Here is a 17,138-nt window from a genome sequence, read left to right on the forward strand (position 1 = left end):
GTCGAGCTGATCGCCCCGATCGCGATGGAAGAAAAACTGCGCTTCGCCATCCGCGAAGGCGGCCGCACCGTCGGCGCAGGCGTCGTGTCGAAAATCATCAAGTGATGCGATCCGCATCCTGATGGAAGGGCCGCCCTCGGGCGGCCCTTTTCATTTGCGGTGCCCCGGTTTCGGGCGGGCTGCGCCATCGGGCGCAGATGCCGGACGTGCCATGTTGCGCGGTATGGCCGCAGAACATCACGCCCATGCGAAAAGCCCCTTGATTTCACCCGAAAGGTGCCGTAGCACCCGCGCACGGCCTAGGGGTATAGCTCAGTTGGTAGAGCATCGGTCTCCAAAACCGAGGGTCGGGGGTTCGAGTCCCTCTGCCCCTGCCAGGTCGTTCCCGAACATGGATGTGTCGCGACGCTCGGCGCTTGAAATCGGCGCGGGATCCGCGTATCTGACCCCCGGCGCAATCGGCGCGAGGCAAGAGGACGGACGATGGCAAACCCCCTTCAGTTCATGCAGCAGGTGCGCTCGGAAGTGGCGAAGGTCGTCTGGCCGACGCGGCGCGAGGTGATGCTGACCACGGCGATGGTTTTCGTGATGGCGGCACTGACGGCGGCGTTTTTTGCGCTGGTGGACTGGGTCATCCGCTTCGGGGTCGGTGCGATCATCGGCTGACGGGGGCGGCCCCGCCGGGGTGATTTCTGGCCGGTTGGGCTTGAAATCAAAGACCCTGGGCGCTAAAGGGGCGGAACTTTCCAGAGGCCGGCGCGCATCGATTCGGGTCATGCGCGCTGTTTTATGTTCTGGGCTGGCGGGGAAACCTGCCGAATATGCGGAATTTTCGGCGGACATCCGTCGGTGGAAAAGAGGCACGGGCAAGCATGGCGAAGCGGTGGTATTCGGTTAGCGTCCTCTCGAACTTCGAGAAGAAGGTTGCCGAGCAGATCAAGCAGGCCGTTGCGGAACAGGGCCTTGAGGATCAGATCGAGGAAGTTCTGGTCCCCACCGAAGAGGTGATCGAGATCCGCCGCGGTAAAAAGGTGACGTCTGAACGGCGCTTCATGCCCGGCTATGTGCTGGTGCGCATGGAGATGTCGGACAAGGGCTATCACCTGATCAACTCGATCAATCGCGTGACCGGCTTCCTGGGGCCGCAGGGCAAGCCGCAGCCGATGCGCGATGCCGAGGTCAACCAGATGCTCAAGCGCACCGGCGAAGGCCAGGAGGCGCAGCCGCGCAACTTGATCCGCTTCGAAGTGGGCGAAAATGTCAGCGTGACCGACGGTCCGTTCGAAGGCTTCTCGGGCATGGTCGAGGAAGTCGATGATATTTCGGGTCGCCTGAAGGTGACCGTGTCGATCTTTGGCCGGCCCACGCCGGTCGAACTGGAATTCACCCAGGTGTCGAAAGTCGCCTGATGTGAGAGCCGTGGGAGGCGAGGGGCTGGCCCCGGACCGAACCACTAAACTTCGCCCCCAAGGGGTGACAGTGATGAAGGAGAAGGCCAGATGGCCAAGAAAGTCGTCGGGCAGCTGAAGCTGCAAGTCAAGGCGGGGCAGGCGAACCCCTCTCCGCCGATCGGTCCTGCGCTGGGTCAGCGCGGCATCAACATCATGGAATTCTGCAAGGCGTTCAACGCCAAGACGCAGGAAATGGAAGCTGGCTCGCCGGTTCCGGTGGTCATCACCTATTACGCCGACAAGTCGTTCACGTTCGAAACGAAGACGCCGCCGGCCTCGTTCCTGCTGAAGAAGGCCGCTGGCCTGAAGCCGGTTGGCAAGCGCAACCGTCCGAAGGGGTCGGCCAAGCCGGGCCGCGAAGTGGCTGGCACCGTGACCGTGGCGCAGGTGCGCGCCATTGCGGAACAGAAGATGAAAGACCTGTCGGCCAACGACATCGAAGCCGCGATGCAGATCATCCTCGGCTCCGCCAAGTCGGTCGGTATCGAGGTGAAAGGGTAAGCCATGGCCAAGATCGGTAAACGTTCGGCCGCCGCGCGCGCCGCTTTCGAAGGCAAGGACAATCTCTCGGTTGAAGAGGCTGTCAAGCTGATCAAATCCTCTGCCTCGGCGAAGTTCGACGAGACGCTGGAAATCGCGATGAACCTGGGCGTCGACCCGCGTCACGCCGACCAGATGGTCCGCGGCGTGGTGCAACTGCCCAACGGCACGGGCAAAACCGTGCGCGTGGCCGTGTTCGCCCGCGGCGCCAAGGCTGACGAAGCCAAGGCCGCCGGTGCCGATATCGTCGGCGCCGAGGACCTGATGGAAACCATCCAGTCCGGCAAGATCGAATTCGATCGCTGCATCGCCACCCCGGACATGATGCCGCTGGTCGGCCGTCTGGGCAAGATCCTGGGCCCGCGCAACCTGATGCCGAACCCGAAGGTCGGCACCGTGACGATGGACGTGAAAACGGCTGTCGATGCGGCGAAGGGCGGCGAAGTCCAGTTCAAGGTCGAAAAGGCCGGCGTGATTCACGGCGGTATCGGCAAGGTCTCGTTCACCGAAGAAGCGCTGGCGCAGAACGTCCGCGCCTTTGTGGATGCCGTGTCGCGTGCCAAGCCCTCGGGGGCCAAGGGTGCCTACCTCAAGAAGGTGTCGCTCTCCTCGACGATGGGGCCGGGTGTTTCGGTCGACATCACCTCGGCGACCGCCAACTGATGAAAAGCAAAGCCGCCGGGTCACCCCCGGCGGTTTTGTCATAGGGCGTGCCCCATCGGCACAGATCCATCTATTCTGGCGATACCCACGGTCTGCCGGAACCCTGACCTGAAGACCCATCGCGGTCATGCGTGACGCCGGTGGGGCGCTCGGATCACCTGCCATCTTGATGCTCGCCCTGCTCAGCCGCGAAATCATGGTACCCTTGCGCGGTCGCTGTGCCGGGGCACTTGCATGGGGCGTGCCAGCAAGACATCTCTGCCCCCCTGGCGCCGTTTTCCTCTTGGCAAGGGGGGCCGCACCGCCTATACCCGCGGCCTGTATCGGGCTTGCGATTCTCGCGGGCCGGATGCGTCGTCCGAGATAGCGGGTGCCTTCTGGCTTAATTTCCTGCTTGAGATGGGAAACGAGACGAATTCCGGGGTAGACCTCGGGCGATCTTCTCGGGAACCGATCGGACCCGAACCCCGGTGCAAGCCGGGGCCAATGAGAGCCGGGGGGAAACCCCCACACTTGGAGTGAAACCGTGGATAGAGCCCAAAAAGAGAAAGTGGTCGAGGAACTCGGCCAGATCTTCGAAAGCTCTGGCGTTGTGGTGGTTGCCCACTACGAAGGCATGACGGTTGCACAGATGCAGGACCTTCGGGCGCGCATGCGCGAAACCGGTGGGTCCGTCCGCGTTGCCAAGAACACGCTCGCCAAGATCGCCCTGGAAGGCAAACCCTGCGAAAGCATGGCCAAACTTCTCACGGGCATGACCGTTCTTGCCTATTCCGAAGATCCTGTCGCTGCTGCGAAGGTCGCGGATGCCTATGCCAAGACGAACGACAAGTTCGTGATTCTTGGCGGCGCCATGGGCAAGGACGCTCTGGACCCCGCCGGTGTCAAAGCCGTGGCCCAGATGCCGTCGCGCGAAGAGCTTATCGCTCAGATCGCGGCCTGCATCGGCGCCCCGGCCAGCAACATCGCCGGTGCCATTGGCGCGCCTGCTTCCAACATCGCGGGCATCCTCAAGACGCTTGAGGAGCGGGAAGCCGCCTGACGCAATCTTTGCCTTCGTCGGGACAGACCTGACGTTGGAAAACCCTAAATGAGAATGGAACGGAAAAATGGCCGATCTTAAAGCACTCGCCGAGCAAATCGTGAACCTCACGCTGCTGCAGGCGCAAGAACTGAAGCAAATCCTGAAAGACGACTACGGCATCGAGCCGGCCGCTGGTGGCGCCGTCATGATGGCTGGCCCGGCTGCTGGCCCGGCTGAAGCTGCGGAAGAAAAGACCGAATTCGACGTGGTTCTGGTCGACGCGGGCGCGAACAAGATCAACGTGATCAAGGAAGTCCGCGCGATCACCGGTCTGGGCCTTAAAGAAGCCAAGGACCTGGTCGAAGCCGGTGGCAAGGTCAAGGAAGGCGCCGCCAAGGGCGAAGCCGAAGAAATGAAGAAAAAGCTCGAAGAAGCCGGCGCGAAGGTCGAGCTGAAGTAATCGGGCCGGATGCCTTTGCATCCGATCATGTGATTGGGCTGGGTCCGGGGCAATCCCGGGCCCAGCCGAACCTGTCTTGGCGAGGGCTTAACGCGTAAGCCTTTCCCAAGGCGGTGTTCCCGGTTCGGGAGCCTTCCGGTGGGACGGGGGGCATGAATGGAACCGGCCCCCTTCATTCGCATGCGGCGCGTGCCGGGCCCCGACGGCGCGCACCCGCGAAGAGACGAAAGGTCACGACGAGCATGGCTCAAGCTTACGTTGGTCAGAAGCGCATCCGCCGCTATTATGGCAAAATTCGCGAAGTCCTCGAAATGCCGAACCTCATCGAGGTTCAGAAATCCTCCTACGACCTGTTCCTGCGCTCGGGCGATGCTGACAAGCCGCTTGATGGCGAGGGGATCCAGGGGGTTTTCCAGTCGGTTTTCCCGATCAAGGATTTCAACGACAACGCGATCCTCGAATTCGTCAAGTATGAGCTGGAAAAGCCGAAATACGACGTTGAGGAATGCCAGCAGCGCGACATGACCTATTCGGCCCCGCTGAAGGTGACGCTGCGCCTGATCGTGTTCGATGTCGATGAAACCACCGGGGCGCGTTCGGTCAAGGACATCAAGGAACAGGACGTCTTCATGGGCGACATGCCGCTCATGACGTCGAACGGCACGTTCATCGTGAACGGGACCGAGCGTGTCATCGTGAGCCAGATGCACCGCTCGCCCGGCGTGTTCTTCGACCATGACCGTGGCAAGACCCATTCGTCGGGGAAACTTTTGTTCGCCTGCCGCATCATTCCCTACCGTGGCAGCTGGCTGGATTTCGAATTCGACGCCAAGGATCTGGTCTTTTCGCGCATCGACCGTCGCCGCAAACTGCCGGTGACCACGCTGCTTTACGCGATGGGGCTGGATCAGGAAGGCATCATGGATGCCTATTACAACACCGTGGCCTTCCGGGCCGAGGGCAAGCGCGGCTGGGTCAGCAAGTTCTTCCCCGAGCGTGTGCGCGGGACCCGTCCGACCTATGACCTGGTCGATGCGGCCACCGGCGAAGTCATCCTGAAGGCGGGCGACAAGGCCACGCCGCGCATGGTGAAGAAGTGGATCGACGACGGCAAGATCACCGATCTTCTGCTGCCGTTCGAGCATATCCTTGGCCGTTATGTCGCCAAGGACATCATCAACGAAGACACTGGCTACATCTATGTCGAGGCGGGGGATGAGCTGACCGCCGAATACGACCGTGACGGCCAGCTGGTCGGCGGCACGGTCAAGGCGCTGCTGGACAACGGCATCACCGACATTCCGGTGCTGGACATCGACAACGTCAACGTCGGCCCCTACATCCGCAACACCATGGCCGCGGACAAGAACATGAACCGCGATCAGGCGCTGATGGACATCTATCGCGTCATGCGTCCGGGTGAGCCGCCGACGGTCGAGGCCGCCTCGTCCCTGTTCGACAGCCTGTTCTTCGATTCCGAACGCTACGATCTGAGCGCGGTGGGCCGCGTCAAGATGAACATGCGCCTGGATCTGGACGCCCCCGATACCCAGCGCACGCTGCGCCGCGAGGACATCATCGCCTGCATCAAGGGCCTTGTTGAACTGCGCGACGGCAAGGGCGAGATCGACGATATCGACCACCTTGGCAACCGCCGGGTGCGGTCCGTTGGCGAGTTGATGGAGAACCAGTATCGCGTCGGCCTGCTGCGCATGGAACGCGCCATCAAGGAACGCATGTCCAGCGTCGAAATCGACACGGTCATGCCGCAGGACCTGATCAACGCGAAACCGGCCGCGGCTGCGGTGCGCGAATTCTTCGGCTCCAGCCAGCTGTCGCAATTCATGGACCAGACCAACCCGCTGTCCGAAGTGACGCACAAACGCCGTCTGTCGGCGCTTGGCCCGGGCGGTCTGACCCGCGAACGCGCCGGCTTTGAGGTGCGCGACGTTCACCCGACCCACTATGGCCGGATGTGCCCGATTGAAACGCCCGAAGGTCAGAACATCGGCCTGATCAACTCGCTGGCCACGTTCGCCCGCGTCAACAAGTACGGCTTCATCGAAACCCCTTACCGCAAGGTCGTGGATGGCAAGGTGACCGACGATGTCGTTTACCTGTCGGCCACCGAGGAGATGCGCCACACCGTCGCGCAGGCCAACGCGCAGCTGGATGCCGAAGGCCAGTTCGTCAATGATCTGGTGTCGACCCGTCAGGGCGGCGAATTCATGCTGAACCCGTCCGAGGCCGTGGATCTGATCGACGTGTCGCCGAAACAGCTGGTTTCGGTCGCTGCGGCGCTGATCCCCTTCCTGGAAAATGACGACGCCAACCGTGCGCTGATGGGCTCGAACATGCAGCGTCAGGCCGTGCCGTTGCTGCGCTCCGAGGCACCGTTTGTCGGCACCGGGATGGAGGCCGTGGTGGCCCGCGATTCCGGCGCGGCGATCATGGCCAAGCGTGGTGGCATCATTGACCAGGTCGATGCGCAGCGGATCGTTATCCGCGCCAACGAAGACCTGGGCATGGGCGATGCGGGCGTCGATATCTATCGCCTGCGCAAGTTCAAGCGCTCGAACCAGTCCTCGACCATCAACCAGCGTCCGCTGGTCAAGGTGGGGGATGTGGTATCCAAGGGTCAGGTCATCGCAGATGGTCCTTCGACCGATCAGGGCGAACTGGCCATCGGCCGGAACGTGATCGTGGCCTTCATGCCGTGGAACGGCTACAACTACGAAGACTCGATCCTGATCTCGGAACGTATCCACCGCGACGACGTGTTCACCTCGATCCACATCGATGAATACGAAGTGGCGGCCCGCGATACCAAGCTTGGCCCGGAGGAGATCACCCGCGACATCCCGAACGTCGGCGAGGAAGCCCTGCGCAACCTTGACGAAGCGGGCATCGTCTATATCGGCGCCGAAGTGGGGCCGGGCGACATTCTGGTGGGCAAGATCACCCCCAAGGGCGAAAGCCCGATGACGCCGGAAGAAAAGCTGCTGCGCGCCATCTTCGGCGAAAAGGCATCCGACGTGCGCGACACCTCGCTGCGTCTGCCGCCGGGGGCCTATGGCACCATCGTCGAAGTGCGCGTGTTCAACCGCCACGGCGTCGACAAGGACGAACGTGCCCTGCAGATCGAGCGCGAAGAGGTTGAACGCCTTGCCCGCGACCGTGACGACGAGTTGGCGATTCTGGAGCGCAACATCTATGCGCGCCTGAAGACCCTGATCCTTGGCAAGATCGCCGTGAAAGGCCCGAAGACCGTCAAGGCGGGTTCGGAAATCACCGAGGAGCTGCTGGGCACGCTGAGCCGTGGCCAGTGGTGGCAGCTTGCCCTTGAAAACGAAAACGATGCCAAGGAAGTCGAGGCGCTGAACGATCAATTCGACGCGCAGAAGCGTGCCCTGGATCACCGTTTCGAGGACAAGGTCGAAAAGGTCCGTCAAGGCGACGACCTGCCCCCGGGCGTGATGAAGATGGTCAAGGTGTTCGTGGCGGTGAAGCGCAAGCTTCAGGCCGGGGACAAGATGGCCGGTCGTCACGGCAACAAGGGCGTTGTGTCGAAGGTCGTCCCGATGGAGGACATGCCGTTCCTGGCCGATGGCACCCCGGTTGACCTGGTGCTGAACCCGCTGGGCGTGCCCTCGCGGATGAACGTCGGGCAGATCCTGGAAACGCACATGGGCTGGGCCGCGCGTGGCCTGGGCCTGCGGATCGATGAGGCGCTGCACGACTATCGCCGCTCGGGCGACATGACCCCGGTGCGTGAGGCGATGCGCCACGGCTATGGCGATGACACCTACGAAGAAGCCTTCGCCAATGTCTCGGATGATCAGCTGGTCGAACATGCGGAAACCGTCCGTGGCGGCGTTCCGATTGCGACGCCGGTGTTCGACGGGGCGAAAGAAGCCGACGTGAACGACGCGCTGCGCCGCGCGGGCTTTGACACCTCGGGGCAGTCGATCGTCTTCGACGGCCGCACCGGCGAGCAGTTTGCCCGCCCGGTCACCGTGGGCGTCAAATACGTTCTGAAGCTGCACCACCTGGTCGACGACAAGATGCACGCACGTTCGACCGGCCCGTACTCGCTTGTGACCCAGCAGCCGCTGGGTGGTAAGGCGCAGTTCGGTGGCCAGCGTCTTGGGGAGATGGAGGTCTGGGCGCTGGAAGCCTATGGCGCTGCCTACACCCTGCAAGAGATGCTGACGGTGAAGTCGGACGACGTGGCCGGCCGGACCAAGGTCTACGAGTCGATCGTCAAGGGCGAGGACAATTTCGAAGCCGGCGTGCCGGAATCGTTCAACGTTCTCGTCAAAGAGGTCCGGGGCCTCGGCCTCAACATGGAACTCCTGGATGCGGAGGACGAGGAGTGAGGGGCTGACCCCTCACCCCATCCCCTCTGCCCGTATTCAAGGAATATCAGATGAACCAGGAACTCACCCAGAACCCGTTCAACCCGCTGGCTGCGCCCAAGCAGTTCGACGAGATCAAGATCTCGCTGGCCTCGCCCGAGCGCATCCTGTCGTGGTCTTACGGGGAAATCAAAAAGCCCGAAACCATCAACTACCGGACCTTCAAGCCCGAGCGTGATGGCCTGTTCTGCGCGCGGATCTTTGGCCCGATCAAGGACTACGAATGCCTCTGCGGCAAATACAAGCGCATGAAATATCGCGGCGTTGTCTGCGAAAAGTGCGGTGTTGAGGTCACGCTGCAGAAGGTCCGGCGCGAGCGCATGGGCCATATCGAGCTGGCCTCGCCGGTCGCGCATATCTGGTTCCTCAAGTCGCTGCCGTCGCGCATCGGCCTGATGCTGGACATGACGCTGCGCGATCTGGAACGCATCCTCTATTTTGAAAACTACGTCGTGATCGAACCGGGTCTGACCGACCTGTCCTATGGTCAGCTGCTGACCGAGGAAGAATATCTTGACGCGCAGGACCAGTACGGCGCCGACGCCTTCACCGCCAACATCGGCGCCGAGGCGATCCGCGAAATGCTGTCGGCGATCGACCTGGAAGCGACGGCCGAACAGCTGCGCGACGAGCTGAAGGAAGCCACGGGCGAGCTGAAGCCGAAGAAGATCATCAAGCGGCTGAAGATCGTTGAATCGTTCCTGGAATCGGGCAACCGTCCGGAATGGATGGTGCTGACGGTGCTGCCGGTGATCCCGCCGGAACTGCGCCCGCTGGTGCCGCTGGATGGTGGCCGGTTCGCGACCTCGGACCTGAACGATCTGTATCGCCGGGTCATCAACCGGAACAACCGCCTCAAGCGGCTGATCGAACTGCGCGCGCCCGACATCATCGTCCGCAACGAAAAGCGGATGTTGCAGGAATCCGTCGATGCGCTGTTCGACAACGGTCGCCGCGGCCGCGTGATCACGGGCACCAACAAGCGCCCGCTGAAATCGCTGTCGGACATGCTGAAAGGCAAGCAGGGCCGGTTCCGTCAGAACCTTCTGGGCAAGCGCGTCGACTTCTCGGGCCGTTCGGTCATCGTGACCGGTCCGGAGCTGAAGCTGCACCAGTGCGGCCTGCCGAAGAAGATGGCGTTGGAACTGTTCAAGCCGTTCATCTATTCGCGGCTTGAGGCCAAGGGCCTGTCTTCGACCGTCAAGCAGGCGAAGAAGCTGGTTGAAAAGGAACGCCCCGAGGTTTGGGATATCCTGGACGAGGTGATCCGCGAACACCCGGTTCTGCTGAACCGCGCGCCGACGCTGCACCGTCTGGGCATCCAGGCGTTCGAGCCGATCCTGATCGAAGGCAAGGCGATCCAGCTGCACCCGCTGGTCTGTTCGGCGTTCAACGCCGACTTCGACGGCGACCAGATGGCCGTTCACGTGCCGCTCTCGCTGGAAGCCCAGCTGGAAGCGCGCGTGCTGATGATGTCGACGAACAACGTTCTGTCGCCCGCCAACGGCGCGCCGATCATCGTTCCGTCGCAGGATATGGTTCTGGGGCTGTACTACACCACGATGGAACGCAAGGGCATGCCGGGCGAAGGCATGGTCTTTGGTTCGGTCGAGGAAGTGGAACATGCGCTGAACGCCGGTGCGGTGCATCTGCATTCCAAGATCCAGTGCCGCGTGAAACAGATCGACGATGAGGGCAACGAGGTTCTCAAGCGGTTTGAAACCACCCCCGGCCGGGTCCGTCTGGGCGCGCTGCTGCCGCTGAACGCGAAGGCGCCGTTCGAGCTTGTGAACCGCTTGCTGCGCAAGAAGGACGTGCAGCACGTGATCGATACCGTCTACCGTTACTGCGGTCAGAAGGAATCGGTCATCTTCTGTGACCAGATCATGGGCATGGGCTTCCGTGAAGCGTTCAAGGCCGGTATCTCCTTCGGCAAGGACGACATGGTGATCCCCGACACCAAGTGGGACATCGTGAATGGTGTCCGCGATCAGGTGAAGGAATTCGAACAGCAGTACATGGACGGCCTGATCACCCAGGGTGAAAAGTACAACAAGGTCGTCGATGCCTGGTCGAAATGTTCCGATGCCGTCGCAGCCGAGATGATGAAGGAAATTTCGGCGGTTCGCGTGGATGACGCGGGCGCCGAGATGGAACCGAACTCGGTCTACATGATGTCGCATTCCGGGGCGCGGGGTTCGCCGGCCCAGATGAAACAGCTGGGCGGGATGCGCGGTCTGATGGCCAAGCCGTCGGGTGAGATCATCGAGACGCCGATCATCTCGAACTTCAAGGAAGGTCTGACCGTTCTTGAATACTTCAACTCGACCCACGGCGCCCGGAAGGGTCTGGCCGACACCGCGTTGAAAACGGCGAACTCGGGCTACCTGACCCGTCGTCTGGTCGACGTGGCGCAGGATTGCATCGTGCGCAGCCATGACTGCGGCACCGAACGTGCGATCACCGCAACCGCGGCGGTCAACGATGGTGAGGTCGTCGCGCCGCTGTCCGAACGTGTGCTGGGCCGTGTCGCCGCCGATGACATTCTTGTTCCGGGCACCGAAGAGGTGCTGGTGCGCAAGAACGAACTGATCGATGAACGCAAGGCCGATGCGATCGAGGGGGCGGGCATCCAGTCGGTGCGCATCCGCTCGGCGCTGACCTGCGAGGCCGAGGAAGGCGTCTGCGCGCTGTGCTACGGGCGCGATCTGGCGCGCGGCACGCTGGTCAACATCGGCGAGGCTGTCGGCATCATCGCCGCGCAGTCGATCGGGGAACCGGGCACGCAGCTGACGATGCGGACCTTCCACATCGGCGGCATCGCGCAGGGTGGTCAGCAATCCTTCCTTGAGGCAAGCCAGGAAGGCCGGATCGAATTCCGCAACGCTTCGCTGCTGGAAAACGCCTCGGGCGATCAGATCGTCATGGGCCGCAACATGCAGGTCTTGATTTTGGACGATCAGGGCGAAGAGCGGGCCAGCCACAAGCTGTCCTACGGCTCGAAGCTGTTCGTCAAGGAAGGCGATGCGGTCAAGCGCGGCACCAAGCTGTTCGAATGGGACCCCTATACCCTGCCGATCATCGCCGAAAAGGCGGGTGTGGCGCGGTTCGTGGACCTGGTCTCGGGTATCTCGGTGCGCGACGAAACCGACGATGCCACCGGCATGACCCAGAAGATCGTGACCGATTGGCGCAATGCGCCGAAAGGCAACGAGCTGAAGCCCGAGATCATCCTGGTGAACGCCGATGGCGAGCCTGTGCGCAACGAGGCCGGCAACCCGATCACCTACCCGATGTCGGTCGACGCGATTCTGTCGATCGAGGACGGGCAAGAGGTCAAGGCCGGTGACGTGGTCGCCCGTATCCCGCGCGAAGGCGCCAAGACCAAGGACATCACCGGGGGTCTGCCCCGCGTGGCGGAACTGTTCGAGGCCCGTCGTCCCAAGGATCACGCCATCATCGCCGAGATCGACGGCTATGTGCGCTTTGGCAAGGACTACAAGAACAAGCGCCGCATCGCCATCGAACCGACGCAGGAAGGGCAGGAGCCGGTCGAATACATGGTGCCGAAAGGCAAGCACATCCCGGTGCAGGAAGGCGACTTCGTGCAGAAGGGTGACTACATCATGGACGGCAACCCCGCCCCGCATGACATCTTGCGGATCATGGGGATCGAGGCGCTGGCCGACTACCTGATCGACGAGGTGCAGGACGTCTATCGACTGCAGGGCGTGAAGATCAACGACAAGCACATCGAGGTGATCGTTCGCCAGATGCTGCAGAAGATCGAGATCCTCGATTCGGGCGATACGACGCTGCTCAAGGGCGAGCATGTCGACAAGGCCGAGTTCGACGAGGAAAACGCCAAGGTCGAAGCGCGTGGCGGTCGCCCCGCGCGTGGCGAACCGGTGCTGCTGGGCATCACCAAGGCAAGCCTGCAGACACGCTCGTTCATCTCGGCGGCGTCCTTCCAGGAAACGACCCGCGTGCTGACCGAGGCCTCGGTTCAGGGCAAGCGCGACAAGCTGGTGGGGCTGAAGGAAAACGTCATCGTCGGCCGCCTGATCCCGGCGGGCACGGGCGGGGCCACCACCCGGGTGCGCAAGATCGCGGCCGAACGGGACCACACGGTCATTGAGGCCCGCCGGGCCGAGGCCGAAGCCGCGGCAGCGCTGGTCGCACCGATGGCAGTGGCCGAAGCCACCGAGCCGGACTTTGGCCCGGTGGAAACACCGGAAAGCCAAGACTGATCCGAAGACCAATTGAAAAGGCCCCGCATTTCGCGGGGCCTTTTTTCACGGGGTGGGCAAGGGCATGACCAACAATCTGCGCGGGATCATTCTGATGACACTGGCGGCGGCCGGTTTCGTTTGCAACGACGCGATCATGAAATACCTCAGCCAGCAGATGCCGGTGGCGCAGGCGATCTTCCTTCGCGGATTGCCCACCACGCTGGCGCTGGCGGCGCTGGCCGCGCATCAACGTGTGCTTGGTTTCCGCCCCGAGCGGCGGGATCTGCGCCTGATCGGCTGGCGCACCTTCGGCGAGGTGGCGGGTAGCATCACCTTTCTGGTCGCGCTGGTCACGATGCCGCTGGCGACGCTGACGGCAATCATGCAATCCGTGCCGCTTGCGGTGACGCTGGCAGCGGCTTTGTTCCTGCGTGCCCCGATCGGCGTGCGCCGGTTGGCGGCCATCATCATCGGCTTCGCCGGGGTCATGCTGATCGTCCGGCCCGGGGCCGGGGCGTTCGGGGCTGAGTCGATCCTTGGCCTGTTGACCGTTGGCTTTGTTGTGCTGCGCGACCTGACCACGCGCCAGCTTGCCCGCGCGGTTCCTTCGGTGATTGTCGCGCTTGTTGCATCTGCCGCGGTGATGGTGATGGGCGCAATCTGGATGGGATTCGCCGGGGGCTGGGTGCCTGTCTCGGCGGGGCAGGGGGCGCTGGTCTGTCTTTGCGCGGCCTTCCTGATCGCGGGTTATCTGGGCGTGATCGCGGCGATGCGGGTGGGCGATGTGGACGTGGTCGCGCCGCTGCGCTATGTCGGCCTGGTCTTTGCCCTGGTGCTGGGTTGGGCGGTGTTCGGCGACTGGCCGGATCTTGCGACCTTTGTTGGCGCGGGCATTGTGGTGGCGACCGGCCTCTACACCTTCCAGCGCGAACGCAAGCTGGCGCGGGCGCGCTAAGGGCCAGTGTTGACAAGCCCCCCGACTCCCCCTATACGCCGCGCTACCCGACGGGCGCAGTCTGTCCGGCGGGACCCATATTCTATGTGGTCACGATCCGGGCCTGGCCCCGATCCTCTGAAACTGGGCCGCACCGTCCCCGCAAGGGGGCGTCTGCGGTTATGGCGGTTTGCGGACGCGCAAGGCGCTGATGATGTGAAATGCCCCCGAAAGTCGCTGACGGGCGATGATTAAACGGGTTGCAAATATAGGGCGAACCTAATGCCGACGATCCAACAGCTGATCCGCAAACCGCGGCAGCCCAAGGTGCAGCGCTCAAAGTCGCAGCACCTCCAGTCCTGCCCGCAAAAGCGTGGCGTTTGCACGCGCGTCTATACGACGACGCCGAAGAAGCCGAACTCCGCTATGCGGAAAGTTGCCAAGGTCCGTCTGACCAATGGCTTCGAAGTGATCAGCTACATCCCTGGCGAAAAGCACAACCTTCAGGAACACTCGGTGGTTCTGATCCGTGGCGGCCGGGTGAAGGACCTTCCGGGCGTTCGTTACCACATCCTGCGCGGTGTTCTCGATACGCAGGGCGTCAAAGACCGTCGTCAGCGTCGTTCGAAATACGGCGCGAAGCGTCCGAAGTAAGGAGATCTACAGATGTCTCGTCGTCACGCCGCTGAGAAGCGCGAAGTTCTGCCGGACGCCAAGTATGGTGACCGCGTTCTGACCAAATTCATGAATAACCTGATGATCGACGGCAAGAAATCCGTTGCCGAACGCATCGTCTATTCCGCGCTGGAGCGGGTCGAGGGCAAGCTCAAGCGCGAGCCGATCGAAGTGTTCCACGAAGCGCTGGACAACGTCAAACCCTCGGTCGAGGTGCGTTCGCGCCGCGTCGGTGGTGCGACCTACCAGGTTCCGGTCGAGGTCCGTCCGACCCGCCGTGAGGCCCTGGCGATCCGCTGGCTGATCACCGCCGCGAAGAACCGTAACGAAAACACCATGGAAGAGCGCCTTGCCGGCGAGCTTCTGGATGCGGTGAATTCGCGTGGTTCGGCCGTGAAGAAGCGCGAAGACACCCACAAGATGGCCGACGCGAACAAAGCGTTCAGCCATTATCGCTGGTAAGGGGGCATCATGGCACGCGAATATCCGCTGAACCTTTACCGCAACTTCGGGATCATGGCCCACATCGACGCGGGCAAGACCACCACGACCGAGCGGATCCTGTTCTACACCGGCAAGTCCCACAAGATGGGCGAGACGCACGATGGCGCCTCGACCATGGACTGGATGGAGCAGGAACAGGAACGCGGGATCACCATCACCTCGGCCGCGACCACGACGTTCTGGGAAAAGACCTACGACGGCAAAAACCCGATCTCGCCCAAGCACCGCTTCAACATCATCGACACCCCCGGTCACGTGGACTTCACCATCGAGGTGGAACGTTCGCTGGCGGTGCTCGACGGTGCTGTCTGCCTGCTGGACGGCAACGCCGGCGTGGAACCGCAGACCGAAACGGTGTGGCGTCAGGCTGACCGTTACGGCGTGCCGCGGATCGTGTTCGTCAACAAGATGGACAAGATTGGCGCCGACTTCCAGAAGTGCCTGACCATGATCAAGGACCGCACCGGCGCCACCCCGGCACCGATCGCGTTCCCGATCGGTGCAGAGGACAAGCTGGAAGGCATCGTTGACCTGGTCACCATGGAAGAATGGGTCTGGGAAGGCGACGACGTCGGCGCAACCTGGGTTCACCGTCCGATCCGCGACGATCTGAAGGGCGAGGCAGAAGAGCGCCGCGCCACCCTGATCGAGCTTGCCGTTGAGCAGGACGATGCCGCGATGGAAGCCTATCTGGAAGGCAACGAGCCCGACGTGGACACGCTGCGCGCGCTGATCCGCAAGGGCACGCTGGCGATGGCCTTCGTTCCGGTTCTTGGTGGTTCGGCCTTCAAGAACAAGGGCGTGCAGGCGCTGCTGAACGCAGTGGTCGACTATCTGCCCAGCCCGCTGGACATCCCGCCCTACATGGGCTTTGCGCCGGGCGACGAGACCGAAACCCGCAACATCGCGCGCAAGCCCGAAGACACCGAACCCTTCTCGGGTCTGGCGTTCAAGATCATGAACGACCCCTTCGTCGGCTCGCTGACCTTCACGCGGCTCTATTCCGGCGTCCTGAAAAAGGGCGACCAGATGCTGAACGCGACCAAGGGCAAGCGGGAACGCGTCGGCCGTATGATGATGATGCACGCCGTGCAGCGTGAGGAAATCGACGAAGCCTTCGCGGGCGACATCATTGCGCTGGCCGGTCTGAAGGAAACGACCACCGGTGACACCCTGTGCGATCCGGCAAAACCGGTCGTTCTGGAAACGATGACCTTCCCCGAGCCGGTGATCGAGATCGCCGTGGAACCGAAGTCGAAGGCTGACCAGGAAAAGATGGGCCTCGCGCTCGCCCGCCTGGCCGCCGAAGACCCGTCCTTCCGCGTTGAGACCGATTTCGAATCGGGCCAGACCATCATGAAGGGCATGGGCGAACTTCATCTCGACATCCTCGTCGACCGCATGCGGCGCGAGTTCAAGGTCGAGGCGAACATCGGTGCCCCGCAGGTGGCCTATCGCGAGACCATCTCGCGCGAAGCCGAGATCGACTACACGCACAAGAAACAGACCGGCGGTACCGGTCAGTTCGCGCGCATCAAGCTGGTCATCACCCCGACCGAACCGGGCGAAGGCTATTCCTTCGAATCCAAGATCGTGGGCGGTGCGGTGCCGAAGGAATACATTCCCGGCGTCGAAAAGGGCATCAAGTCGGTCATGGACTCCGGTCCGCTGGCGGGCTTCCCGGTGATCGACTTCAAGGTGGCGCTGATCGACGGTGCCTTCCACGATGTCGACTCGTCTGTGCTGGCGTTCGAAATCGCGTCGCGTGCGGCAATGCGCGAAGGTCTGAAGAAGGCTGGTGCGAAGCTGCTTGAACCGATCATGAAAGTCGAAGTGGTGACCCCGGAAGAATACACCGGCGGCATCATCGGCGACCTGACCTCGCGTCGGGGCATGGTCCAGGGTCAGGACAGCCGCGGCAACGCCAACGTGATCACCGCAATGGTGCCGCTGGCGAACATGTTCGGCTACATCAACAACCTGCGCTCGATGTCCTCGGGCCGCGCGGTGTTCACGATGATCTTCGATCATTACGACGCCGTTCCGCAGAACATCTCGGACGAGATCCAGAAGAAATACGCATAAGAGCGGTGGGCAGACCTGCCCACCCTACCCCCCGTAGGGTGCGCCATTGGGCGCACCGCCATCGAACCAGGAGGCCATCATGGCAAAGGCAAAGTTTGAACGGACGAAACCGCACGTCAACATCGGGACCATTGGTCACGTTGACCACGGCA

General features: G+C 62.4%; 13 protein-coding genes and 1 tRNA gene. All 14 read left to right on the top strand.

The window, feature by feature from the left end:
• The coding region (locus MXB90_RS16440) for an EF-Tu C-terminal domain-related protein (RefSeq protein WP_250042360.1) at positions 1-105 on the top strand (105 nt) is incomplete at its 5' end.
• A gap of 196 nt (positions 106-301) precedes the next feature.
• Positions 302-377: transfer RNA gene (locus tag MXB90_RS16445), tRNA-Trp, on the top strand.
• A 106-nt stretch (positions 378-483) separates the two neighbouring features.
• A complete protein-coding gene (gene secE, locus MXB90_RS16450) occupies positions 484-666 on the top strand; it encodes a preprotein translocase subunit SecE (protein ID WP_250046514.1) in 183 nt (60 codons plus the stop codon).
• Positions 667-872: 206 nt separating this feature from the next.
• Entirely contained in the window at positions 873-1,409 is a 537-nt protein-coding gene (gene nusG, locus MXB90_RS16455) for a transcription termination/antitermination protein NusG (protein ID WP_250046515.1), read from the top strand.
• 90 nt (positions 1,410-1,499) lie between these two features.
• A complete protein-coding gene (gene rplK, locus MXB90_RS16460; protein WP_250046516.1) occupies positions 1,500-1,952 on the top strand; it encodes a 50S ribosomal protein L11 in 453 nt (150 codons plus the stop codon).
• Positions 1,953-1,955: 3 nt separating this feature from the next.
• Positions 1,956-2,654 (top strand): 50S ribosomal protein L1, encoded by a 699-nt coding sequence (gene rplA, locus MXB90_RS16465; RefSeq protein ID WP_250046517.1) that lies wholly within the window; start codon positions 1,956-1,958, stop codon positions 2,652-2,654.
• A 526-nt stretch (positions 2,655-3,180) separates the two neighbouring features.
• A complete protein-coding gene (gene rplJ / locus MXB90_RS16470; protein ID WP_250046518.1) occupies positions 3,181-3,696 on the top strand; it encodes a 50S ribosomal protein L10 in 516 nt (171 codons plus the stop codon).
• A 67-nt stretch (positions 3,697-3,763) separates the two neighbouring features.
• Complete coding sequence (rplL, locus tag MXB90_RS16475) at positions 3,764-4,138, top strand: 50S ribosomal protein L7/L12 (RefSeq protein ID WP_250046519.1); 375 nt, start codon at positions 3,764-3,766, stop codon at positions 4,136-4,138.
• A 242-nt stretch (positions 4,139-4,380) separates the two neighbouring features.
• Positions 4,381-8,517: a DNA-directed RNA polymerase subunit beta gene (rpoB, locus tag MXB90_RS16480; RefSeq protein WP_250046520.1), complete on the top strand. Its 4,137-nt coding sequence runs from the start codon at positions 4,381-4,383 to the stop codon at positions 8,515-8,517.
• 50 nt (positions 8,518-8,567) lie between these two features.
• Positions 8,568-12,806 (top strand): DNA-directed RNA polymerase subunit beta', encoded by a 4,239-nt coding sequence (gene rpoC, locus MXB90_RS16485; RefSeq protein WP_250046521.1) that lies wholly within the window; start codon positions 8,568-8,570, stop codon positions 12,804-12,806.
• 64 nt (positions 12,807-12,870) lie between these two features.
• The gene (locus MXB90_RS16490) at positions 12,871-13,743 is read left to right on the top strand and encodes a DMT family transporter (protein ID WP_250046522.1); all 873 of its coding nucleotides are present in this window, start codon (positions 12,871-12,873) and stop codon (positions 13,741-13,743) included.
• A gap of 261 nt (positions 13,744-14,004) precedes the next feature.
• Positions 14,005-14,376, top strand: a complete 372-nt coding sequence (gene rpsL, locus MXB90_RS16495; protein ID WP_010399029.1) for a 30S ribosomal protein S12 — start codon at positions 14,005-14,007, stop codon at positions 14,374-14,376.
• A 12-nt stretch (positions 14,377-14,388) separates the two neighbouring features.
• The gene (gene rpsG / locus MXB90_RS16500) at positions 14,389-14,859 is read left to right on the top strand and encodes a 30S ribosomal protein S7 (protein ID WP_250046523.1); all 471 of its coding nucleotides are present in this window, start codon (positions 14,389-14,391) and stop codon (positions 14,857-14,859) included.
• Between the two features lie 9 nt (positions 14,860-14,868).
• A complete protein-coding gene (fusA, locus tag MXB90_RS16505; protein ID WP_250046524.1) occupies positions 14,869-16,986 on the top strand; it encodes an elongation factor G in 2,118 nt (705 codons plus the stop codon).
• Positions 16,987-17,138: the final 152 nt, after the last annotated feature.

This window comes from Phaeovulum molybdatiresistens (assembly GCF_023544865.1).
In the GTDB taxonomy this organism is placed as follows: domain Bacteria; phylum Pseudomonadota; class Alphaproteobacteria; order Rhodobacterales; family Rhodobacteraceae; genus Pontitalea.